We start from the raw sequence: 20557 nt of genomic DNA, 5'->3' as shown, positions 1-20557 counted from the left end.
CCATGGGCCCGAATCGAACCCGAACGCCGGCCCGCACCGCCAGGGGCCGGCTCTACCTGCAGTTCCGCATGGGTGGCGACCGCTATGCGCTGGACGTCCATGAAGTGGTGGAGGTCCTGCCCCTGCGCCGGCTGAAGCAGGTGCCCGAGGCGCCCGAGTGGGTCGCCGGGGTGTTTTCCCACCGGGGCGTGCTGGTGCCGGTTCTGGACCTGGGAACACTCGCCTTCGGCCAGCCGTCCCGGGCGCGCACCAGCACCCGGCTGGTGCTGGTGGATTATCCGCTGCAAGGGCAGGGCCGCTGGCTCGGGCTCATCCTGGAACAGGCCACCGATACCCTGCGCTGCCATCCGGATGAGTTCCGCGACTACGGCCTGGAACAGGGCGCAGCGCGCTACCTGGGGCCGGTCTACCAGGCCGCCGACGGCCTGGTGCAGCGCATCCGCGTTGCCGACCTGATGCCGGACGAGGTGCGCGCCTTGCTCTTTCCGACGACGGAGGGCGCGGCATGATCGAGCGCTTCGAAACCCTGCTGAAGCACCGCATCGGCCTGGAGGCGGAGTCCGTCGGCCGGGTGGTGATCGAGCGTGCGGTGCGCCAGCGCATGCACGCCTGCGCCAGCCGTGACGAGGACGCCTACTGGACCACCCTGAACGCTTCGCCCGCCGAACAGCAGGCGCTGGTGGAGGCGGTGGTGGTGCCGGAAACCTGGTTCTTCCGCTATCCCGAATCCTTCGCAGCCCTCGGCCGCCTGGCCCTCGATCGGCTGCCGGCGCTGGCCCCCGGCCGTCCGTTGCGCATCCTCAGCCTGCCCTGTTCCACGGGGGAAGAACCGTTTTCCATCGTCATGGCGCTGCTCGATGCCGGCCTGGCCCCGGGGCTGTTCGAAGTGGATGCGGTGGATATCAGCGAGCGGGTGCTGGAACGTGCGCGCCAGGGTGTGTATGGGCGCAACTCGTTCAGGGGCGATGACCTGGGTTTTCGCGACCGCTACTTCCTGCCTTCGGGCGAGGGCCACGCCGTGACCCGGCAAGTGGCGTCCAGGGTGCGCTTCCTGCGCGGCAACCTGCTGGAGCCCGGCCTGCTCGCCGGGGAGCCGCCCTACGATTTCGTGTTCTGCCGCAACCTGCTGATCTATTTCGACCGGCCCACCCAGAGCGCCGTGCTGGAGGTACTCAAGCGCCTGATGCAGCGTGACGGTGCGATGTTCATCGGCCCCGCCGAGGCCAGCCTGCTCAGCCAGCAGGGCATGCAGCCGCTGGGTTATCCACAGGCCTTCGTGTTCCGTCATGGGCCATCCCAGGCGGCAAAGCCGAGCCGGCCCCAGGTTCCGGCGCCTGCTGCTACAGTGGCCGCGCCGGCGCCTGCTCGCGTTCCGTCCCGACCACGTCCGCCGATGCCGAAACCCACGCAGCCAAAGCCCGGGCAGGCCCGAACGGCCGCCGGCGGAGAGGGGCCAGAGGCCACCCTGGCGAATATCGTCAGCCTGGCCAACAGTGGTCGCAGCGAGGAAGCACGCCGTGCCTGCGAAGCCTTCCTGGCTGCCCATGGCCCCTCGGCGGATGCCTTCTACTGGCTCGGGCTGCTCAGTGACGTGGCCGGCAAGGCGGATGAGGCGCAGGACTATTACCGCAAGGCGCTCTACCTGGCGCCGCAGCACGCCGAAGCACTGGCCCACCTGGCAGCGCTGCTCGCCGCACGGGGCGACCGGGCCGGCGCACGGCGCCTGCAACAGCGCGCCAGCCGGGGAGTGAACAACCATGGCCGATAACCGCCTGCCCCTGATCGCCAGCGACCAGCTGCCAGCGGTGGACGACTGCTGGAATCGCATCGGCATCCACGGTGACAAATCCTGCGAGCGCCTGGCCGCTCATGTCCATTGCCGCAATTGCGAGGTGCATGCCGCGGCCGCCACCCTGCTGCTCGACCGCTATGCGCTGATTCGCGAAGACACCGACAGCTCAGTGGACGACGCCGAAGAAGATGGCCGCGAACGCCGCTCCACACTGGTGTTCCGCCTGGGCGAGCAATGGCTGGGCATCGCCACCCGCAGCCTGGTGGAGGTGGCGGCGGTCAGCCCCATCCACTCCCTGCCGCACCAGCGCGCCCTGGCTCTGCTGGGGGTGACCAACGTCCGCGGTGCACTGGTGGCCTGCCTGTCCCTGTTGGAACTGCTGGGGCTGGAGAAGGGCGCCGAGACCCATGACGAGCGCCGCGTGGTGCCCCGGATGCTGATTTTCGCCAGCCCGGGCGGCCCGCTGGTGGCGCCGGTGGATGAAGTGGACGGTATCCACGGCATTCCCCTGGATGCCGTGGTCGACCCCGGCCGCGCACCGGACCTGGCGGCCCGCCAGTTCGCCACGGGCGTGGTGCAGTGGCGCGAACGCAGCATCACGCTGCTGGATGAGGGCCTGCTGCTGCAGGCCATGGCAAGGAGCCTGGCATGACCCCGGAGCAGATGCGCGATGCGTCCCTGCTGGAACTGTTCCGGCTGGAGGCCGAAGCCCAGACCCAGGCACTGAACGCCGGGCTGCTGGTGCTGGAACGCAATCCGACCCAGGCCGACCAGCTGGAAGCCTGCATGCGCGCGGCCCACTCCCTGAAGGGCGCGGCGAGGATCGTCGGGCTGGATGCCGGAGTACGGGTCGCCCACGTGATGGAGGACCTGCTGGAGGCTGCCCACCAGGGCCATGTCCGCCTGCAGCCGGACAATATCGATGCGCTGCTGCAGGGTTCCGACCTGCTGCTGCGCATTGGCGCCGAAGCCGGCTGGGCGGAGAGCGCCGGGCGCGAGACCATCGAAGCGCTGATCGCCCGGTTGCAGGGGCTGCCCGTGGACAGTCCTCCGGCGGCCGGGGAGCTCGTCGAGCCGGTCATTCCCCCGCCGAGTATTGCCGAACCGCCACCGCCGCATCCCGCGGAGCCCGCGCCGCGCGAGGCGGAGGCGCCCATCCCCGGCGACACCGGCAACGAGGCCCGCGACCGGGTGTTGCGGGTCAGCGCGGAGCGCCTCGATCACCTGCTGGATATTTCCAGCAAGTCGCTGGTGGAGTTCCAGCGCATCAAGCCGCTGAACGACGTCCTGCATCGCCTCAAGCGCCTCCAGGCCAGCGCCAGCCGGGCGCTGGATACGGCCCGCGAGTCGGTGCTGGACGGCACCCTGGACCCGCAGGCCCAGGCCATGCTGGGTGAGGCGCGGCAACTGCTGGGCGAATGCCAGCAGATGCTCGCCGGCTACATGGCCGATTTCGATGAGTTCGGCTGGCAGGGCGGCCAGCGTGCGCAACTGCTCTACGATGCCGCACTGGCCTCGCGCATGCGCCCCTTCGCCGACGTGCTGGCGGGGCAGGCGCGGATGGTCCGTGACCTTGGCCGCTCCCTGGGCAAGCTGGTGCGGCTGGAGGTGAGCGGCGAGAGCGCCCAGGTCGATCGCGACGTGCTGGAGCGCCTGGAAGCGCCCCTGACGCATCTGTTGCGCAATGCCGTCGACCACGGCATCGAAAGCCCGCAGGTGCGCCGGCGCCTGGGCAAGTCGGAGGAGGGCGTGATCCGCCTGCATGCCCGCCACCATGCCGGGATGCTCCTGCTGGAACTGGCCGACGATGGCGCTGGGGTCGACCTGGAACGCTTGCGTGATACGGTGGTCGCGCGGCAGTTCGCCAGCCCCGAAACGGCGCTGCGGATGACCGAGGAGGAACTGCTGGCCTTCCTCTTCCTGCCGGGATTCAGCATGCGCGACCAGGTCACCGAGGTGTCCGGGCGTGGTGTCGGCCTGGACGCGGTGCAGCACATGGTGCGCCAGTTGCGGGGCGGCGTGCGCATGGAGCAGCGCAGCGGGCAGGGCGCCACCTTCCATATCGAAGTACCGCTGACTTTGTCGGTGGTGCGCAGCCTGGTGGTGGAGGTGGGCGGCGAGGCCTACGCCTTCCCGCTGGCCCATATCGAACGCATGACCCGGCTGCAGTCCGAGGATATCGTCCAGCTCGAAGGCCGCCAGCACTTCTGGCACGAAGGCCGGCACGTGGGACTGGTTTCGGCCAGCCAGATCCTCCAGTGCGCCGAAGGCAAGCGCGACGAGCACGGCATTCCGGTGGTGCTGATCCGCGAGCGCGACACCTGCTACGGCGTGGCCGTGGAACGCTTCCTTGGCGAGCGCACCCTGGTGGTGATGCCGCTGGACCCGCGCCTGGGCAAGGTCCAGGACCTGTCCGCCGGGGCCCTGCTGGACGATGGTCGGCCGGTGCTGATCCTCGACGTCGAGGACCTGCTCAAGTCCGTCGGCAAGTTGCTCGGCAGCGGCCGCCTGGAACGGGTCGACCGCAGCGGGCGCCAAGGCGCGGGGGCCCAGCGCAAGCGCGTGCTGGTGGTGGACGATTCCCTCACCGTGCGCGAACTGGAACGCAAGCTGCTGGTTGGCCGTGGCTACGAGGTGGCGGTGGCGGTGGACGGCATGGACGGCTGGAACGCCCTGCGTTCCGAGCATTTCGACCTGCTCATCACTGATATCGACATGCCGCGCATGGACGGCATCGAGCTGGTCACCCTGGTGCGTCGCGACAATCGCCTGCGGTCCGTGCCGGTGATGGTGGTGTCCTACAAGGATCGTGAAGAGGACCGTCGCCGCGGGCTGGATGCCGGCGCCGACTATTATCTGGCCAAGGCCAGCTTCCACGACGAAGCGTTGCTGGATGCGGTGGTCATGCTGATCGGGGAGGCGCAAGGGTGAGGATAGGGATAGTCAACGACATGCCCCTGGCGGTGGAAGCGCTGCGCCGGGCCCTTGCCCTGGAGCCAGCGCACCAGATCGCCTGGGTCGCGGCCAATGGCGTGGAAGCGGTGGAGTGCTGCAGCCGGGACGTGCCGGACGTGGTGCTGATGGACCTGCTGATGCCGGAGATGGACGGGGTCGAGGCGACCCGGCAGATCATGGCCCGCAGCCCCTGCGCCATTCTCATCGTCACCGTGGACATTGAGCAGAACATGCACCGGGTGTTCGAAGCCATGGGCCACGGAGCCCTGGACGCGGTGAACACCCCGGGACTCGGCAGCGGCCAGGCCCAGGAAGCCGCGCAGTTGCTGCGCAAGATCCATAACATCAGCTGGCTGGTGGGCCAGCGCGACAACCGTGGCCGTGGCGCCGCCGAGCCACCTGCGCGGCGCCCCGGCGGTCAGCGTCTGGTGGCGATCGGCGCCTCCGCTGGCGGCCCGGCTTCCCTGGCGCAGCTGCTCAAGCAGTTGCCGGCGGATTTCCCGGCGTCCGTGGTGCTGGTCCAGCACGTGGACGAAGTCTTCGCCGCCGGTATGGCCGATTGGCTGGCCAGTGAATCCAGTCTCCCCGTCCGCCTGGCGCGGGAGGGAGAAGCGCCGCAGCCGGGGACCGTTCTCCTGGCCGGCACCAACAATCACCTGAGGCTGCTGAAGGACGGCTCCCTGGCCTATACCGCCGAGCCCGCCAGCCATGTTTACCGTCCCTCCATCGACGTCTTCTTCGACAGCCTGGTGGCGCACTGGAAGGGAGAGGCCATTGGCGTGCTGCTCACCGGCATGGGCCGCGATGGCGCGGAAGGCCTCAAGCGCATGCGCGACAAGGGTTTTCTGACCATCGCCCAGGACCGGGACAGTAGCGCCGTCTATGGCATGCCCAAGGCCGCCGCGACCATCGGCGCAGCGGTGGAGATACTCGCGCTGGAGCGAATCGCGCCCCGGCTGGTCGAAGTGATTGGTTGAATTCGAAGCATCAAGCTAGGCCCGGCGGGCCCGGAGAGTCATATGCAATACCCTTATCGAAGTCAGATGGATGAGACTTCCCCAGGCGGTGGCGGGGCGATGGTCCTCCTGGTGGATGACCAGGCGATGATCGGCGAGGCTGTGCGCCGCGCCCTGGTCGGCGAGCCGGGCATCGACTTCCATTTCTGCTCCGATCCCCAGCAGGCCATCGCCATGGCCCGCCAGATCAAGCCGACGGTGATCCTGCTCGACCTTGTGATGCCCGGCGTCGACGGCCTCAGCCTGCTGGCCGAACTCCGTGGCGTGGCGGCCCTGCGCGAGGTGCCGATCATCGTCCTGTCGACCAAGGAAGAGCCCAGGGTGAAGAGCGCGGCCTTCGCCGCCGGGGCCAACGATTACCTGGTCAAGCTGCCGGACGCCATCGAGCTGGTGGCGCGCATCCGCTACCACTCCCGTTCCTACGTCGCCCTGCTGCAGCGCGACGAGGCCTATCGCGCCCTGCGGGAAAGCCAGCAGCAGTTGCTGGAAACCAACCTGGTGCTGCAGCGGCTGATGAACTCCGACGGCCTCACCGGCCTGTCCAACCGCCGCCACTTCGACGAATACCTGGACATGGAATGGAGCCGCGCGTTGCGCGAGCAGAACGAACTGTCGCTGCTGATGATCGATGTGGACCACTTCAAGGCCTTCAACGACAACTTCGGTCATGTGGCCGGCGACGATGCGCTGCGCCGGGTCGCCGAAGCGATCCGCACCTGCTGCAGCCGCGCCACGGACCTGGCCGCACGCTACGGCGGCGAAGAATTCGCCATGGTCCTGCCGGGAACTGCTGCCGGCGGCGCGCGCCTGCTGGCGGAGAAGGTGCGGCGCACGGTGGAGGCCCTGTGCATCCACCACGACCTGCCGGCACCGGGTTCGGTGCTGAGCGTCAGCGTCGGCGTAGCCACCCTGACGCCGAAGTTGGGCCAGTCTTCCCTGGTCCTGGTAGACCTGGCCGATCAGGGGCTGTACCGGGCCAAGAACAACGGCCGCAATCAGGTGGCCATGGCGGAGGTGGACACCGGGCCCTGACGGGGAGGCGGAGCGGGGCGGGTCCGTGCGTCGCCGGATCGGCGCAATTCACGGCTGGCATGCTGCCGGCATCCAGTGACTCGGGTATACTCGCCGGCTTTTCCGAAAGTTTTGCCAGCGAGAGCTTCCAGCCATGGAAATCAACCCGATCCTGAACAGCATCAAGGACCTCTCCGATCGCACCCTGTCTATTCGGGGGTATCTTTGACTACGATCAGAAGCATGATCGTCTCGTCGAAGTAAACCGCGAACTCGAAGACCCCAACGTCTGGAACAACCCCGAATACGCCCAGAACCTCGGCCGTGAACGCGCCCAGCTGGCGCAGATCGTCGAGACCCTGGACGACCTCACCGGCGGCCTGGCCGACTCCCGCGACCTGCTGGACATGGCGGTCGAGGAGAACGACGAAGGCGCGGTCAACGACGTCGCCGCCGAAATCGAACGCCTGCGCGAGATCCTCGAGAGGCTGGAATTCCGCCGTATGTTCAGCGGCGAGATGGACCCCAACAACTGCTACCTGGACATCCAGGCCGGCTCCGGCGGCACCGAGGCCCAGGACTGGGCCAACATGCTGCTGCGCATGTACCTGCGCTGGGCCGACAAGCACGGCTTCGATGCCGAGATCGTCGAACTGTCCGAGGGCGAGGTCGCCGGCATCAAGGGCGCCACCGTGCACATCAAGGGCGAGTACGCCTTCGGCTGGCTGCGTACCGAGATCGGCGTGCACCGCCTGGTGCGCAAGAGCCCGTTCGACTCCGGCAACCGTCGCCATACCTCGTTCACCGCGGTGTTCGTCTCCCCCGAGATCGACGACAACATCGAGATCGAGATCAACCCGGCTGATCTGCGCATCGACACCTACCGCTCCTCCGGCGCGGGCGGCCAGCACGTGAACACCACCGACTCCGCGGTGCGTATCACCCACGTGCCGACCAACACCGTGGTGGCGTGCCAGAACGAACGCTCCCAGCACGCCAACAAGGACACCGCGATGAAGATGCTGCGGGCCAAGTTGTACGAGCAGGAGATGCAGAAACGCACCGCCGCCTCCCAGGCCCTGGAAGACTCCAAGTCGGATATCGGCTGGGGCCACCAGATCCGCTCCTATGTACTCGACCAGTCGCGGATCAAGGACCTGCGCACCAGCGTCGAGCGCAGCGACTGCGACCGGGTGCTGGACGGCGACCTGGACGAATACCTCGAGGCCAGCCTCAAACAAGGGCTCTGACGCGGAGCCTCCCTGCAGGAGCCCGGCTCTTGCTCGCGAACCCGCTTGAGCGCTTCGCGAGCAGGCTCGCTCCTACATGCAAACCCAATTGATCTAAACGCCAGGCAGATAAACGACCATGAGCGACCAACAACTCGAGCAGCACGAACTGCAACAGGAAGAAAACAGGCTGATCGCCCAGCGCAAGGAAAAGCTTGCCACCGTGCGTGAATCCAGGGCCATCGCCTTCCCCAACGACTTCCGCCGCGCCGACTACTTCGCGGACCTGCAGAAACAGTACGCCGACAAGACCAAGGAAGAGCTGGAAGCCGCAGCCATTCCGGTCAAGGTTGCTGGTCGCATCATGCTCAACCGCGGCTCCTTCCTGGTCCTGCAGGACAGCAGCGGCCGCCTGCAGGCCTATGTCAACCGCAAGACCCTGCCTGAAGAGACCCTGGCCGAGATCAAGACCTGGGACCTGGGTGACATCATCGGCGCCGAAGGCACCCTGGCCCGTTCCGGCAAGGGCGACCTGTACGTCGACATGACCAACGTGCGCCTGCTGACCAAGTCCCTGCGCCCGCTGCCGGACAAGCACCACGGCCTGACCGACACCGAGCAGCGCTACCGCCAGCGCTACGTCGACCTGATTGTCAACGAGGAAACCCGCCACACCTTCCGCGTGCGTTCCCAGGTCATCGCCCACATCCGCCGCTTCCTGTCCGAGCGCGGTTTCCTCGAAGTGGAAACCCCGATGCTGCAGACGATTCCCGGCGGCGCCGCGGCCAAGCCGTTCGCTACCCACCACAACGCGCTGGACATGGCCATGTTCCTGCGTATCGCGCCGGAGCTGTACCTCAAGCGCCTGGTGGTCGGTGGTTTCGAGAAGGTCTTCGAGATCAACCGCAACTTCCGTAACGAAGGCGTTTCGACCCGGCACAACCCCGAGTTCACCATGCTCGAGTTCTACCAGGCCTATGCCGACTACGAAGACAACATGGACCTGACCGAGGAACTGTTCCGCGAGCTGGCCCAGGCCGTGCTCGGCAGCACCGACGTGCCCTACGGCGACAAGGTCTTCCACTTCGGTGAGCCGTTCGCCCGCCTGTCCGTGTTCGACGCCATCCTCAAGTACAACCCGGACATCACCGAGGCTGACCTGAAAGACCTCGACAAGGCCCGCGAGATCGCCCGCAAGGCCGGTGCCAAGGTCCTCGGCCACGAAGGCCTGGGCAAGCTGCAGGTGATGATTTTCGAGGAACTGGTGGAGCACAAGCTGGAGCAGCCGCACTTCATCACCCAGTACCCGTTCGAAGTCTCCCCGCTGGCCCGCCGCAACGACCAGGACCCGAGCGTCACCGACCGCTTCGAGCTGTTCATCGGCGGCCGCGAGATCGCCAACGCCTACTCCGAGCTCAACGACGCCGAAGACCAGGCCGAACGCTTCATGCTGCAGGTCAAGGAGAAGGACGCCGGTGACGACGAGGCGATGCACTACGACGCCGACTTCATCAACGCCCTCGAATACGGCATGCCGCCCACCGCCGGCGAAGGCATCGGTATCGACCGCCTGGTGATGTTGCTGACCAACTCGCCGTCTATCCGTGACGTCATCCTGTTCCCGCACATGCGTCCGCAGGCCTGACTCTGAAGCAAGAAGAAAAAACCGCCTTCGGGCGGTTTTTTCTTGGCTGGCGTCCGGCACGCGAACCTTTTTGCCCCGGCGTTGTTCCTACAAGGCGCTCGTCAGGGGTCGACAGAGCGACAATCTCGCCAGATCCCGCATTGATTAGCCGGATAAATGGTCAACACTTCACTTTGAGTGAGTTCGGAGGGTTTCCTGTCTTGAACCAGTCGTCCCGCGGTGACAGTGCCGCCCGCGTAGCCAGCGCGGTCGCCGAAAGCGTGAAATACCAGGGCCGCAAGGCCAGCCGCCAGGGCAGCGAACAGCGACGCCAGGCGATCCTCGATGCCGCCATGCGCATCATCGTGCGCGACGGCGTGAGGGCGGTGCGCCATCGGGCCGTGGCCGCCGAGGCCCAGGTGCCGCTGTCGGCCACCACCTATTACTTCAAGGACATCAACGATCTGATCACCGACACCTTCGCCCAGTTCGTGGAGCGCAGTTCGGCGGTGATGGCGGCCTTCTGGGCCAACGTGGAGGACGACCTCCAGGCCATGGCCGCGGCGCTCAGCCGCGACGGCGACTCGCGTCGGGAGATGACCGACCAGATCGTCGAGCTGGCCATCCAGTACGTGCGCAGCCAACTCGAAGAGAACCGCGACCAGCTGCTGGCCGAGCATGCCTTCCGCCAGGAAGCGTTGCTCAATGCAGGGCTTCGCAATCTGGCTGACGCCCATCGCCGGATACTCTCGCAGGGCGCGGAGCATTTCTTCCAGGTATTGGGCTCGGCCGAACCTGCCGAAGACGCCAAGGTGTTGACGGCCGTCATTCTGCGGATGGAATATCAGGGCCTTCTCGATGGGGTGGAAAACCTCGACATCGACGAGATGCGAGCCGTCCTGAAACGCTACCTTTATCTGGTGATGGGACTCTAGGCGAGTAGATCGAACCCCGCCGTGCCGGCGGCTGCGTGAACACTGCTGTGCTCGGCCATGCGTCGTTGAAAGCAGGCTCAGAATGCTCATTTACTGCATGTAGACTGCGCTTGCTCGCCTGTTTTGCCCGGCCATCGCTTGCGATCTGTTCACCTGGCTGGCGAGGCGGGGTTTTCGTTATCACAAGGAGAGCGAGATGAGTGTCTGGCGTGCCGTGGTTGCCCTGTCATTCCTGCTGTTGGGTGGCTGCCTTGTCACTTTCAAGGATCCCATCCCGGCCAACGAGCCGGCGCCCATTCCCCTGCTCGGGGACTGGAGCCGCAAGGACGAGTGGGGCGAGCGGCAATATCTGGAGATCAGCCGCGCTGGCTCCAACCTGTACAAGGCACGCAGCTTCGAAGGCAGCAAGGACAACCTGGAAGGCATGGAGGAGTTCGGCTTCACCGTTGCTCACCATGGTCGCCGCTGGTACCTCTCAGCCGGACTGCCGAAGAAGCTCGGCGCCAATTTCGCCATCGCCGGTTTCGAACTGACCACCGACAACGAGCTGGTGGTCTACAACCTGGATGTCGAGCGCATCGAGCAGGAAATGCGGGAAGGCCGGTTCGAGGGCCAGCTCGTGGAAATGCCGGAGGGCGACGGCCTGCTCATCACCAGCCCGCTGGACGTGGTCTTCGGCTGGCTGGATGACCCGGCCAACTCCGACGTCTTCGTCGAAGTGGCGCGCTACCAGCGCGCGGTCGAGGAGTAAGACGCCGATGTCCCGCCGCAAGCTGCCCGACGACTACCAGAAGACCATCCGCGCACTGTCCGACCGCATCGTCCAGGCACAGACGCCGATCCGGGTGCTGGACGCGGTGAAATGGGACGACAGCGTCCGCCAGGGCTTCCTCAAGCACAAGGGCAAGTCCATGCCCGCGGTGGACCGCGCCTATTACGAGAGCCGTCCGCTGGCCTTCGACTCGGCGGAAAAGAAGCTGGAATTCCAGAACATCGAGCGCGACATCACCCGCCACCTGGGCCAGTTCAACCCGGTGGGCCAGATCATGCGGCGCATGTGCAAGGAATACCGCATGGTGATCCGCATGCTCGAGGCGCGCGGCACCGCGGACTTCGGCCTGATTTCCCAGGAGCTCTACGGCGCCGCCTCCGATGCCTTCCACGCCGGCGACCCGACCCTGGCCGACCTCGGCCTGATGCTTTCGGACTACCTGAACAACATCGCCGATCGCGGCGACCTCAAGGACGAGGTCAAGAACCTCACCGCCAAGGACGCCGTGGACCTGTTGCAGAGCCGGCTGGGGCCGGTGTTCGGCGATGACACCATCCGTGTGTTCGAGTCCGATGGCATCGTCGCCGACGCCGCGGCGGGGGCCGACTACATCAAGATCCGCGCCGACGCGATGTTCAACGAGCGCGACGTGCGTGCCCTGGAAGTCCACGAGGGGCTGGTGCACGTGGGCACCACCCTGAATGGCCAGAACCAACCGATCTGCACCTTCCTCTCCAAGGGCCCGCCGTCCTCCACCGTGACCCAGGAAGGCCTGGCGATCCTGATGGAGGTGATCGCCTTCGCGTCCTATCCGACACGCCTGCGCCGGCTGACCAACCGCACCCGCGCCATCCACATGGCGGAGGAGGGCGCCGATTTCCTCGACGTCTACCACTTCTACCGCGAGCAGGGGTACAGCATGGAGGAAAGCTACGCCAGCGCCAGCCGCGCCTTCCGTGGCTCGCTGCCAGGCGGGTTGCCCTTCACCAAGGACCTGTCCTACCTGAAGGGCTTCATCCTGATCTACAACTACATCCAGCTCGCGGTGCGCAAGGGCAAGCTGGAGCAGATCCCGCTGCTGTTCTGCGGCAAGACCACCCTGGAAGACACCCGCACCCTGCGCCAGCTGGTGGACGAAGGCCTGGTGGTGCCACCGAAGTACCTGCCGCCGCAGTTCCGCGACCTCAACGCGCTGGCGGCCTGGATGTGCTTCTCTAACTTCCTCAACCACCTGAGCCTGGAACGCATCGAGGCGGATTACGCCAATATCTTGTGAGGCTGCAGGTTCATTGTGGGGGCGAATTCATTCGCTAACCGGCCCGAAGGGCCGGCCAACGGTCTCCGGGAAGGAATCCTCGATGCGCCACTGTTTGCTGATCTTCTTCGCCCTGCTCCTGCAAGGCTGCAGCTCGCTGCTGTTCTACCCGGACAAGCACCTGCCGTTCACCCCGGAGAAGGCCAGGCTGGAATATCGCGATATCCAGCTCACCGCCGCCGACGGCACGCGCCTGCATGCCTGGTGGTTGCCGGCCAAACCGGGCGTCGAAGTGAAGGGTACGGTGCTGCACCTGCATGGCAACGGCGGCAACGTCGCCAGCCACCTGGGCAGCAGCTGGTGGTTGCCGGCCCAGGGCTACCAGGTGCTGTTGCTGGACTATCGGGGCTACGGCCGCTCCGAGGGCGCGCCGAGCCTGCCGGCGATCTACCAGGACATCGATGCGGCCTTCGCCTGGCTCGACCGGGCGCCGGAAGTGCAGGGCCGGCCACAGGTGCTGCTCGGCCAGAGCATCGGTGGCGCCCTGGCGGTGCATTACCTCGCCGAACACCCCGCGCGCCGGGACAGGCTCAAGGCGCTGGTGCTGGACGGCGTGCCGGCCAGCTACCGCGAAGTGGCCCGGTACAGCCTCTCCAATGCCTGGATCACCTGGCCATTGCAGGTGCCGTTGTCCTGGCTGGTACCCGACGGCGACAGCGCCATTCGTGCCATCGGCAGGTTGCAGGGCCTGCCCATGCTGATCTACCACAGCATCGACGATCCGGTGGTCCCCCTTTCCAACGGCGTGCGCTTGTATCAAGCTGCGCCCCCTCCGCGGGTGTTCCAGCCGGTCCGCGGTGGCCATGTGCAGACATTCGCCGATCCCACCTGGCGAACGGTGATGCTGCTTTACCTCGAAGACCCGAAAGGCTTCGTCGGATTGCGCCGGCTGGCTGAAGTCCCGAATACAGAGAGTCCCCAATGAGCGAACGCAACCCCATCCCACTGATCCTCACCGGCATCGGCAGCATTGTCGGCACCGTGATGGTGCTCTGGTACTACGGCTACCTGCACTTCGCCAAACCCGAGGACGCCCTGCTGCTGTCCGACTTCACCATGCTCAAGACCATTCCCGGCGAGGATTACAGGATTTCCCTCAAACCGGCGGACCAGGTGGCGCAGTGCATCGATGGCGTGCTGGTGCTGTTCGACACCCAGCAGAAGGGCCTGACCGGCGTGCTGGTGGACAACAAGAAACAGGCCGTGCGTTGCATGGGGCAGGAGACCCCGCAAGAGGTCAAATAAGAGGCTAGCCTCCCAATGGAGGTGACCCCCATGGACATACGTATCTGGCAAGGCGATATCACCACCCTGGCGGTGGACGCCATCGTCAATGCCGCCAATTCCTCGCTGCTCGGCGGCGGGGGCGTTGACGGCGCTATCCACCGTGCTGCCGGCCCCGAACTCCTCGCCCACTGCCGCACCCTCGGCGGCTGCCCCTCGGGCGAGGCGAAGATCACGCCCGGCTTCCGTCTGCCGGCACGTTTCGTGATCCACACTGTCGGACCGGTCTGGCACGGCGGCAGCCATCGCGAACCCGAGCTGCTCGGCAACTGCTACCGCAACAGCCTGGCCCTGGCCGAAGCCGAAGGGCTGGCCAGCATCGCCTTTCCGGCGATCAGCTGCGGGGTATATGGCTATCCGCTGCGGGAGGCGGCGCAGGTCGCGATGGCGGAACTCAGGCGGCCGAGGCCGGCGGGCAGCAGCCTGCGAGAGGTGCTGCTGGTGGCCTTCGACGCCAGGATGGCGCAGCTCTATCAGGAAGCGCTTGCGGGGTAGGCGATTCCATCTCAATCCGTCCCGTAGGTTGGTCCGAGGAACGAGGCCCAACGCTGCAGGACAACTCCGCGTGGGCCTGCGAGCCGCGCGGGAGCCGTGTTCGCGAATGATTTCGCGCCTACAGCGACTTCGGCGACAACAAGCGCAACCCGTTGAACACCACCAGCAGGCTGGCGCCCATATCGGCGAACACCGCCATCCACAGCGTGCCACTGCCCATCAGTGTGAGGGCGAGGAACACTGCCTTGATCCCCAGGGCCAGGCTGATGTTCTGCATCAGCACGGCGTGGGTGCGGCGCGACAGGCGGATGAATTGCGGCAGCTTGCGCAGGTCGTCGTCCATCAATGCCACGCCAGCGGTTTCGATGGCGGTATCGGTGCCCGCGGCGCCCATGGCGAAGCCGATGTCGGCGCGAGCCAGGGCGGGGGCGTCGTTGATGCCGTCACCCACCATGCCCACCGGCACGCCGCCGGTCTGGCGCCGGCCGATCTCCGCCAGCTTGTCCTCCGGCAGCAGGTTGCCACGGGCATCGTCCATGCCGACCTGGCGGGCGATGCTCTGCACGGTGTGCGGGTTGTCGCCGGAGAGCATCAGCGTCTTCACCCCCAGCGCGTGGAGCTGGCCGATGGCTTCGCGGCTGCTGTCGCGCACGGTATCGGCGACGGCGAACAGCGCCAGCACCGCCTGCTCGCTGCACAGGACCACCACTGTTTTGCCCTGTGCTTCCAGGGCATCCAGGCGGGTTTCCAGCTCGCTCGAGCACAGGCCGAGTTCCTCCACCAGGCGGTGGTTGCCCAGGTGATAGGTACGCCCGTCGATCAGGCCGGTGACTCCGCGCCCGGGCAGGGCGGCCAAGCGGCCCACGGCGTAGAGCGCAACGCCGTCGGCTTCGGCGGCACGGGCCACGGCCTGGGACACCGGGTGGTCCGAGCGGGCGGCCAGGCTGGCGGCCAGGGCGCGGGGTTCCTGCTGGTGCGCCTGCAGCTGTTCGATATCGGTCTGGCGCGGGCGGCCTTCGGTCAGGGTGCCGGTCTTGTCCAGGGCTACCCAGGCCAGCTTGCGGCCGAGTTCGAGGAACACCCCGCCCTTGATCAGGATGCCGCCCCGGGCTGCCGCGGCCAGGCCGCTGACGATGGTCACCGGGGTGGAAATCACCAGGGCGCAGGGACAGGCGATCACCAGCAGCACCAGGGCGCGGTACAGCCAGTCCAGCCAGGCGCCATCGAACAGCAGCGGCGGCAGCAGGGCGGTGAGCACGGCGATGAGGATCACCACCGGCGTATAGATGCGCGAGAAGCGGTCGACGAAGCGCTGAGTCGGCGCCCGCGAGCCCTGGGCCGCTTCCACGGCGTGGATGATGCGCGCCAGGGTGCTGTCGTCGGCGGCACGGGTGGCGCGGTATTCCAGCTCGCCTTCACCGTTGATGGTGCCGGCGAACAGCGGATCGCCCAGGCCTTTCTCCACCGGCAGGCTCTCGCCGGTGATGGGCGCCTGGTTGACGCTGGAGCGACCGCCCAGCACTTCGCCGTCCAGGGCGATGCGCTCACCCGGGCGGACCCGCAGGTGGGCACCGGGCTGCACCTCGCGGGCCGGGCGCTCGCGCCACTGGCCGTCCTCGAACACCGTGGCCTGTTCCGGGGCCAGTTGCAGCAGGCCGCGAATGGCATCCCGTGCCCGCTCCAGGGAGCGCACCTCGATCAGCTCGGCAATGGCGAACAGCACGCTGACCATGGCCGCTTCCGGCCACTGGCCGATCAGTAGGGCGCCGGTCACGGCGATGCTCATCAGCGCGTTGATGTTCAGGTTGCGGTTCTTCAGGGCGATCCAGCCCTTCTTGTAGGTGGGCAGGCCGGCGCCGAGGATGGCGAGGATCGCCAGGCCCGCGGTCAGCCATTGCGGCCCCGCCCCGAACCATTCGCAGGCTTCCGCCGCCAGTGCGGCCAGGCCGGCCAGGGCCAGCGGCCACCAGGGTTTCTTCGCTTCCGCCGGGGCGCTGGCCGGAGCGCCTTCGGCGAGGGGCACGGCCTGCATACCCAGGCTCTCGATCAGGCGCTGCAGGGGTTCCACGTCCTCGAAGCGATGGCGCACGCGCAGCAGGCGCTGCATCAGGTTGAATTCCAGCGCATCGATGGCCTGCACCTTGCCCAGTGCGTCGCGGATCAGGCGCTCCTCGGTGGGGCAGTCCATGGCGTCGATGCGCAGGCTGCTCCAGCGCGGCTCGGCGCTGGTGGCGATTGCCGCCAGCTCCGGCGTGGCGGAACGGGGCGCGTGGTCATGGTCGTGGCAGCAATGTTGGCTCATGGGGTCAATTCCTGTTTGACGCTTCGAGTGGCATTGCACACCCTGTAGCAACTACAGAGTCAAGCGGAGTCAGGCAATGAAGATCGGCGAACTGGCGACCCTCACCGGATGCCCGGTGGAAACCATCCGCTACTACGAGCGCGAAGGCCTGCTGCCGGCGCCCTCGCGAAGCGCTGGCAATTACCGGCAATACGACACGGCCCACGTGGAGCGCCTGTCGTTCATCCGCCACTGTCGCTCGCTGGACATGACCCAGGAGGAAATCCGCGCGCTGCTGGCCCTGCGCGACCGCCCCGAAGCCGATTGCGGCACCGCCAACCGGCTGATCGATGAGCACCTGCACCATGTCGAGGTGCGCATCGCCGAACTGCAGTCCCTGCGTGACCAGCTCAAGGACCTGCAGGCGCGCTGCAACGGCGACGGTGCCAGCCAGGCCTGCGCCATCCTTCGCGAGCTGGAACAGCCCGGCCCGCCGCCGGTGACCGGTGAAGATTGCGCGCACGCCGGGCACCTGCACGTGCCTGGCGTGCATCGGCGCGGGTGACCATTAGCGCGGGCGTTCAGTGATTGGTGGCGTCGCGCTGATCGCTGAGCTGCTGCAGGTAACGGCGCGAAAGGGCCAGGAAGCGCGGTGTCGGCCCTATGTCTTCATAGAGCGGATCGCCCTGTTCATCGGTGGCGACCACCTGGCTGCCCTTGACGTAGGGGAAGCTGGCTTCCAGCTCCTCCAGGGCGGCGCCCACCAGTTCACCGATCAGTTCCTCGACGCTGCGCTTGGGGTACATCTCGGCCAGCGCCGCGAGCCGCGCGGCGGACTCCAGATCCAGATGAACGCTGTACTCGCTGCGGGTCAGGCGACCCTTGGCGTTCTGCTCCCAATGGCGGACCAATTCTCGGATCTTCATAGACACCTCATCCTCTTCCCACGGGTGGTGGGTGTTTTCGAGCTCCGGGCGATCCCCACCGCCCGGGAGTCGTCATTCGTGATGGCGGCTAAGGTTCAGACTAGCTCGCGGTAGCGTCCGGATACGCCGTTCGTCGCGCCCTTGTATCTGCATGACGCTATCGGCAATCTGGAGGACGCACACAGCTACGGAGGGAAGGCCATGGCCGAAATCGACGCGCGTCTGCGTGAGGATGTCCACCTGCTCGGCGAGCTGCTCGGCGATACGATCCGTGCCCAGCTGGGAGATGCCTTCCTCGACAAGATCGAGCGCATCCGCAAGGGGGCCAAGGCTGCACGCCAGGGCTCGGCCCAGGGCGAACGGCAGCTCAACGAGACCCTCGACGGACTCACCGACGACGAACTCCTGCCAGTGGCCCGTGCGTTCAACCAGTTCCTCAACCTGGCCAATATCGCCGAGCAGTATCACCGCATCCGTCGGCGTGCCCCGGACGAGCCGAAGCCCTTCGAAGACCGCGTGCTGGGCGATCTGCTGCAACGCCTGCGCGCCGCCGGCCACGCTCCGGAACAACTGGCCCGGCAACTGGCGCGCCTGGACATCGAACTGGTGCTGACCGCCCATCCCACCGAAGTCGCCCGCCGGACCCTGATCCGGAAATACGACGCCATGGCCGCGCAACTGGCCGCCCGGGACCACTCCGACCTCAGCGACAGCGAGCGCGAGTGCGTGCGCTTGCGTCTGTTGCGCCTGATCGCCGAGGCCTGGCACACGGAGGAGATCCGCCGCAGCCGGCCGACCCCGGTGGACGAGGCGAAGTGGGGCTTCGCGGTGATCGAGCATTCCCTCTGGCACGCGCTGCCCAAGGTGCTGCGCCACGTCGACGAGGTCCTGCATGCCGCCACCGGGCAGCGCCTGCCGCTCGGTGCCGCGCCCCTGCGTTTCGCCTCCTGGATGGGCGGCGACCGCGACGGCAATCCCAATGTCACCGCAGCCATCAGCCGCCAGGTGCTGCTGCTGGCGCGCTGGATGGCCGCCGACCTGTACTTGCGCGACGTCGAGCACCTGGCGGCCGAGTTGTCGATGCAGCAGGCCAGCGATGAACTGCGCGTGCGCGTGGGCGTGCATCCCGAACCCTATCGCGCGGTGCTCAAGCAACTGCGCGATCGCCTGCGCGCGACCCGGGCCTGGGCCGAAGCGGCGCTGGACTGCGACATCCCGCCCGGCCCCGAGGTGCTGCATGACAACAGCGAGCTGATGGAGCCCCTGGAAGTCTGCTACCACTCCCTGCACGCCTGCGGCATGGGTGTGATCGCCGACGGTGTGTTGCTCGACTGCCTGCGCCGCGCCGCCACCTTTGGCCTGTTCCTGGTACGCCTGGACATCCGCCAGGACTCCGGCCGCCACGCTGCCGCGCTGGGTGAGATCACCGATTACCTGGGGCTCGGCAACTACGCCGAGTGGAGCGAGGAAGACCGCCTGGCCTTCCTCCAGCGTGAGCTAGACAACCGCCGCCCGCTGCTGCCGCCGCACTACCGGCCATCGGCCGACACCGCCGAAGTGCTCGCCACCTGCCGGGTGGTGGCCAGCGCGCCGGCCGCCTCCCTGGGTTCTTACGTGATCTCCATGGCCGGGGCGCCTTCCGATGTGCTGGCGGTGCAACTGCTGCTCAAGGAAGCCGGGTTGCAACGGCCGATCCGCGTGGTGCCACTTTTCGAGACCCTGGCCGACCTGGACAACGCCGGCCCGGTCATCGAACGCCTGCTGGGCCTGCCCGGTTATCGCGAGAGGCTGCATGGTCCGCAGGAGGTGATGATCGGTTACTCCGACTCGGCCAAGGATGCCGGCACGGTGGCGGCCGCCTGGGCGCAGTACCGGGCCCAGGAACGCCTGGTGGAGATTTGCCGCGAGCATCAGGTGGAGCTGCTCCTGTTCCATGGCCGCGGCGGCACCGTGGGGCGCGGCGGTGGCCCCGCCCATGCGGCCATCCTGTCGCAACCGCCCGGCTCGGTGGCAGGGCGCTTCCGCACCACCGAACAGGGCGAGATGATCCGCTTCAAGTTCGGCCAGCCCGGCATCGCCGAGCAGAATCTCAACACCTACCTGGCCGCCGTGCTGGAGGCGACCCTGTCGCCGCCGCCGGAGCCGGAACCGGCCTGGCGTGCCGCCATGGACCGCCTGGCCGCCGATGGCGTGGCAGCCTACCGCGCCGTGGTGCGCGAGCATCCGCAGTTCGTCGAGTATTTCCGCCAGGCCACGCCGGAGCAGGAACTGGGCCGCCTGCCGCTGGGCAGCCGCCCGGCCAAGCGCCGCGCCGGCGGGGTGGAAAGCCTGCGGGCGATTCCGTGGATCTTCGCCTGGACCCAGATGCGCCTGATGCTGCCGGCCTGGCTGGGCTGGGAAGCGGCCCTGGGCAACGCCGGGCAACGCGGGGAAACCCCGCTGCTGGCGCGGATGCGCGAGCGCTGGCCGTTCTTCGCGACGCGCATCGACATGCTGGAGATGGTCCTGGCCAAGGCTGACGCGAATATTGCCGCGCTGTACGACGAGCGGCTGGTGCCGGAAGAGCTGAAACCATTGGGTGCGCAATTGCGCGACCTATTGTCGCATGCGCGCACTTCGGTACTGGCCCTGACCGGCCAGTCCGAGCTTCTGGCGCAGAGCCCGGAGACCCGCGAAGCGATCAGCGTGCGCAACACCTACCTGGACCCGCTGCACCTGCTCCAGACCGAGCTCCTGGCCCGTTCCAGACGCTGCGAGCAGCATGCCGAAGGCCCGCTGGAGCAGGCCCTTCTGGTCAGCGTGGCGGGTATCGCGGCGGGGTTGCGAAACACCGGTTGAGTCTGTTTTCGCCCCTACTTCCGGCGTCTTGTGCGCTATAGGGTCGCTGTGTATCTTGAACATCCTTTTGGCCCGACAGCGACG

At 67.1% G+C, this 20557-nt stretch carries 18 protein-coding genes; 16 read left to right on the top strand and 2 right to left on the bottom strand.

The genetic code is table 11. The features are described 5' to 3' along the window. Positions 1-2 precede the first annotated feature (2 nt). From ACFW0B_RS10245 to ACFW0B_RS10180, 14 genes are all read left to right on the top strand, one after another. Positions 3-509, top strand: coding sequence for a chemotaxis protein CheW (locus tag ACFW0B_RS10245; RefSeq protein ID WP_449147802.1), 507 nt, complete (start codon positions 3-5; stop codon positions 507-509). Continuing rightward, positions 506-1768 (top strand): CheR family methyltransferase, encoded by a 1263-nt coding sequence (locus ACFW0B_RS10240; RefSeq protein ID WP_449147801.1) that lies wholly within the window; start codon positions 506-508, stop codon positions 1766-1768. The genes ACFW0B_RS10245 and ACFW0B_RS10240 overlap by 4 nt, the downstream gene beginning before the upstream one ends. After that, positions 1758-2444, top strand: a complete 687-nt coding sequence (locus ACFW0B_RS10235; RefSeq protein WP_449147800.1) for a chemotaxis protein CheW — start codon at positions 1758-1760, stop codon at positions 2442-2444. Before ACFW0B_RS10240 ends, ACFW0B_RS10235 begins: the two co-directional genes overlap by 11 nt. Beyond that, the gene (locus ACFW0B_RS10230; protein WP_449147799.1) at positions 2441-4723 is read left to right on the top strand and encodes a hybrid sensor histidine kinase/response regulator; all 2283 of its coding nucleotides are present in this window, start codon (positions 2441-2443) and stop codon (positions 4721-4723) included. Before ACFW0B_RS10235 ends, ACFW0B_RS10230 begins: the two co-directional genes overlap by 4 nt. Next, positions 4720-5724 (top strand): chemotaxis response regulator protein-glutamate methylesterase, encoded by a 1005-nt coding sequence (locus ACFW0B_RS10225; RefSeq protein ID WP_449147798.1) that lies wholly within the window; start codon positions 4720-4722, stop codon positions 5722-5724. The genes ACFW0B_RS10230 and ACFW0B_RS10225 overlap by 4 nt, the downstream gene beginning before the upstream one ends. 42 nt (positions 5725-5766) lie before the next feature. Continuing rightward, positions 5767-6795 (top strand): diguanylate cyclase, encoded by a 1029-nt coding sequence (locus ACFW0B_RS10220; RefSeq protein WP_449147797.1) that lies wholly within the window; start codon positions 5767-5769, stop codon positions 6793-6795. A 133-nt stretch (positions 6796-6928) separates the two neighbouring features. Further along, a protein-coding gene (prfB, locus tag ACFW0B_RS10215; RefSeq protein WP_449147796.1) for a peptide chain release factor 2 occupies positions 6929-8024 on the top strand; the annotation gives its coding sequence in 2 pieces (ribosomal slippage) (positions 6929-7000 and positions 7002-8024; 1095 coding nt in all). A gap of 118 nt (positions 8025-8142) precedes the next feature. After that, the gene (lysS, locus tag ACFW0B_RS10210) at positions 8143-9648 is read left to right on the top strand and encodes a lysine--tRNA ligase (protein WP_449147795.1); all 1506 of its coding nucleotides are present in this window, start codon (positions 8143-8145) and stop codon (positions 9646-9648) included. 200 nt (positions 9649-9848) lie between these two features. Next, on the top strand, positions 9849-10562 hold the full coding sequence (locus tag ACFW0B_RS10205; protein WP_449147794.1) for a TetR/AcrR family transcriptional regulator: 714 nt from the start codon (positions 9849-9851) through the stop codon (positions 10560-10562). A gap of 196 nt (positions 10563-10758) precedes the next feature. Continuing rightward, positions 10759-11313 (top strand): hypothetical protein, encoded by a 555-nt coding sequence (locus ACFW0B_RS10200; protein WP_449147793.1) that lies wholly within the window; start codon positions 10759-10761, stop codon positions 11311-11313. Between the two features lie 7 nt (positions 11314-11320). Continuing rightward, a complete protein-coding gene (locus ACFW0B_RS10195; protein ID WP_449147792.1) occupies positions 11321-12610 on the top strand; it encodes a flavohemoglobin expression-modulating QEGLA motif protein in 1290 nt (429 codons plus the stop codon). Between the two features lie 82 nt (positions 12611-12692). Beyond that, positions 12693-13574: an alpha/beta hydrolase gene (locus tag ACFW0B_RS10190; protein ID WP_449147791.1), complete on the top strand. Its 882-nt coding sequence runs from the start codon at positions 12693-12695 to the stop codon at positions 13572-13574. Next, complete coding sequence (locus tag ACFW0B_RS10185) at positions 13571-13894, top strand: hypothetical protein (protein ID WP_449147790.1); 324 nt, start codon at positions 13571-13573, stop codon at positions 13892-13894. Before ACFW0B_RS10190 ends, ACFW0B_RS10185 begins: the two co-directional genes overlap by 4 nt. Before the next feature lie 30 nt (positions 13895-13924). Continuing rightward, on the top strand, positions 13925-14428 hold the full coding sequence (locus ACFW0B_RS10180; RefSeq protein WP_449147789.1) for an O-acetyl-ADP-ribose deacetylase: 504 nt from the start codon (positions 13925-13927) through the stop codon (positions 14426-14428). Positions 14429-14546: 118 nt separating this feature from the next. Here ACFW0B_RS10180 and ACFW0B_RS10175 read toward each other — a convergent pair whose 3' ends face one another. Next, positions 14547-16730, bottom strand: coding sequence for a heavy metal translocating P-type ATPase (locus ACFW0B_RS10175; protein WP_449147788.1), 2184 nt, complete (start codon positions 16728-16730; stop codon positions 14547-14549). A gap of 76 nt (positions 16731-16806) precedes the next feature. Between ACFW0B_RS10175 and cadR the strand changes: the two genes are divergently transcribed. After that, a complete protein-coding gene (gene cadR, locus ACFW0B_RS10170; protein ID WP_449147787.1) occupies positions 16807-17274 on the top strand; it encodes a Cd(II)/Pb(II)-responsive transcriptional regulator in 468 nt (155 codons plus the stop codon). Between the two features lie 16 nt (positions 17275-17290). On the opposite strand, the gene ACFW0B_RS10165 is transcribed toward cadR, so the two are convergent. Beyond that, positions 17291-17635: a pilin assembly protein gene (locus tag ACFW0B_RS10165; RefSeq protein ID WP_449147786.1), complete on the bottom strand. Its 345-nt coding sequence runs from the start codon at positions 17633-17635 to the stop codon at positions 17291-17293. Positions 17636-17836: 201 nt separating this feature from the next. Between ACFW0B_RS10165 and ppc the strand changes: the two genes are divergently transcribed. Further along, positions 17837-20473, top strand: coding sequence for a phosphoenolpyruvate carboxylase (gene ppc, locus ACFW0B_RS10160; protein WP_449147785.1), 2637 nt, complete (start codon positions 17837-17839; stop codon positions 20471-20473). The last annotated feature ends 84 nt before the right edge of the window (positions 20474-20557 follow it).

This window comes from Metapseudomonas phytobenefica, from assembly GCF_043392685.1.
GTDB lineage: Bacteria > Pseudomonadota > Gammaproteobacteria > Pseudomonadales > Pseudomonadaceae > Metapseudomonas.
This window is presented reverse-complemented; position numbering and strand designations above follow the sequence as displayed.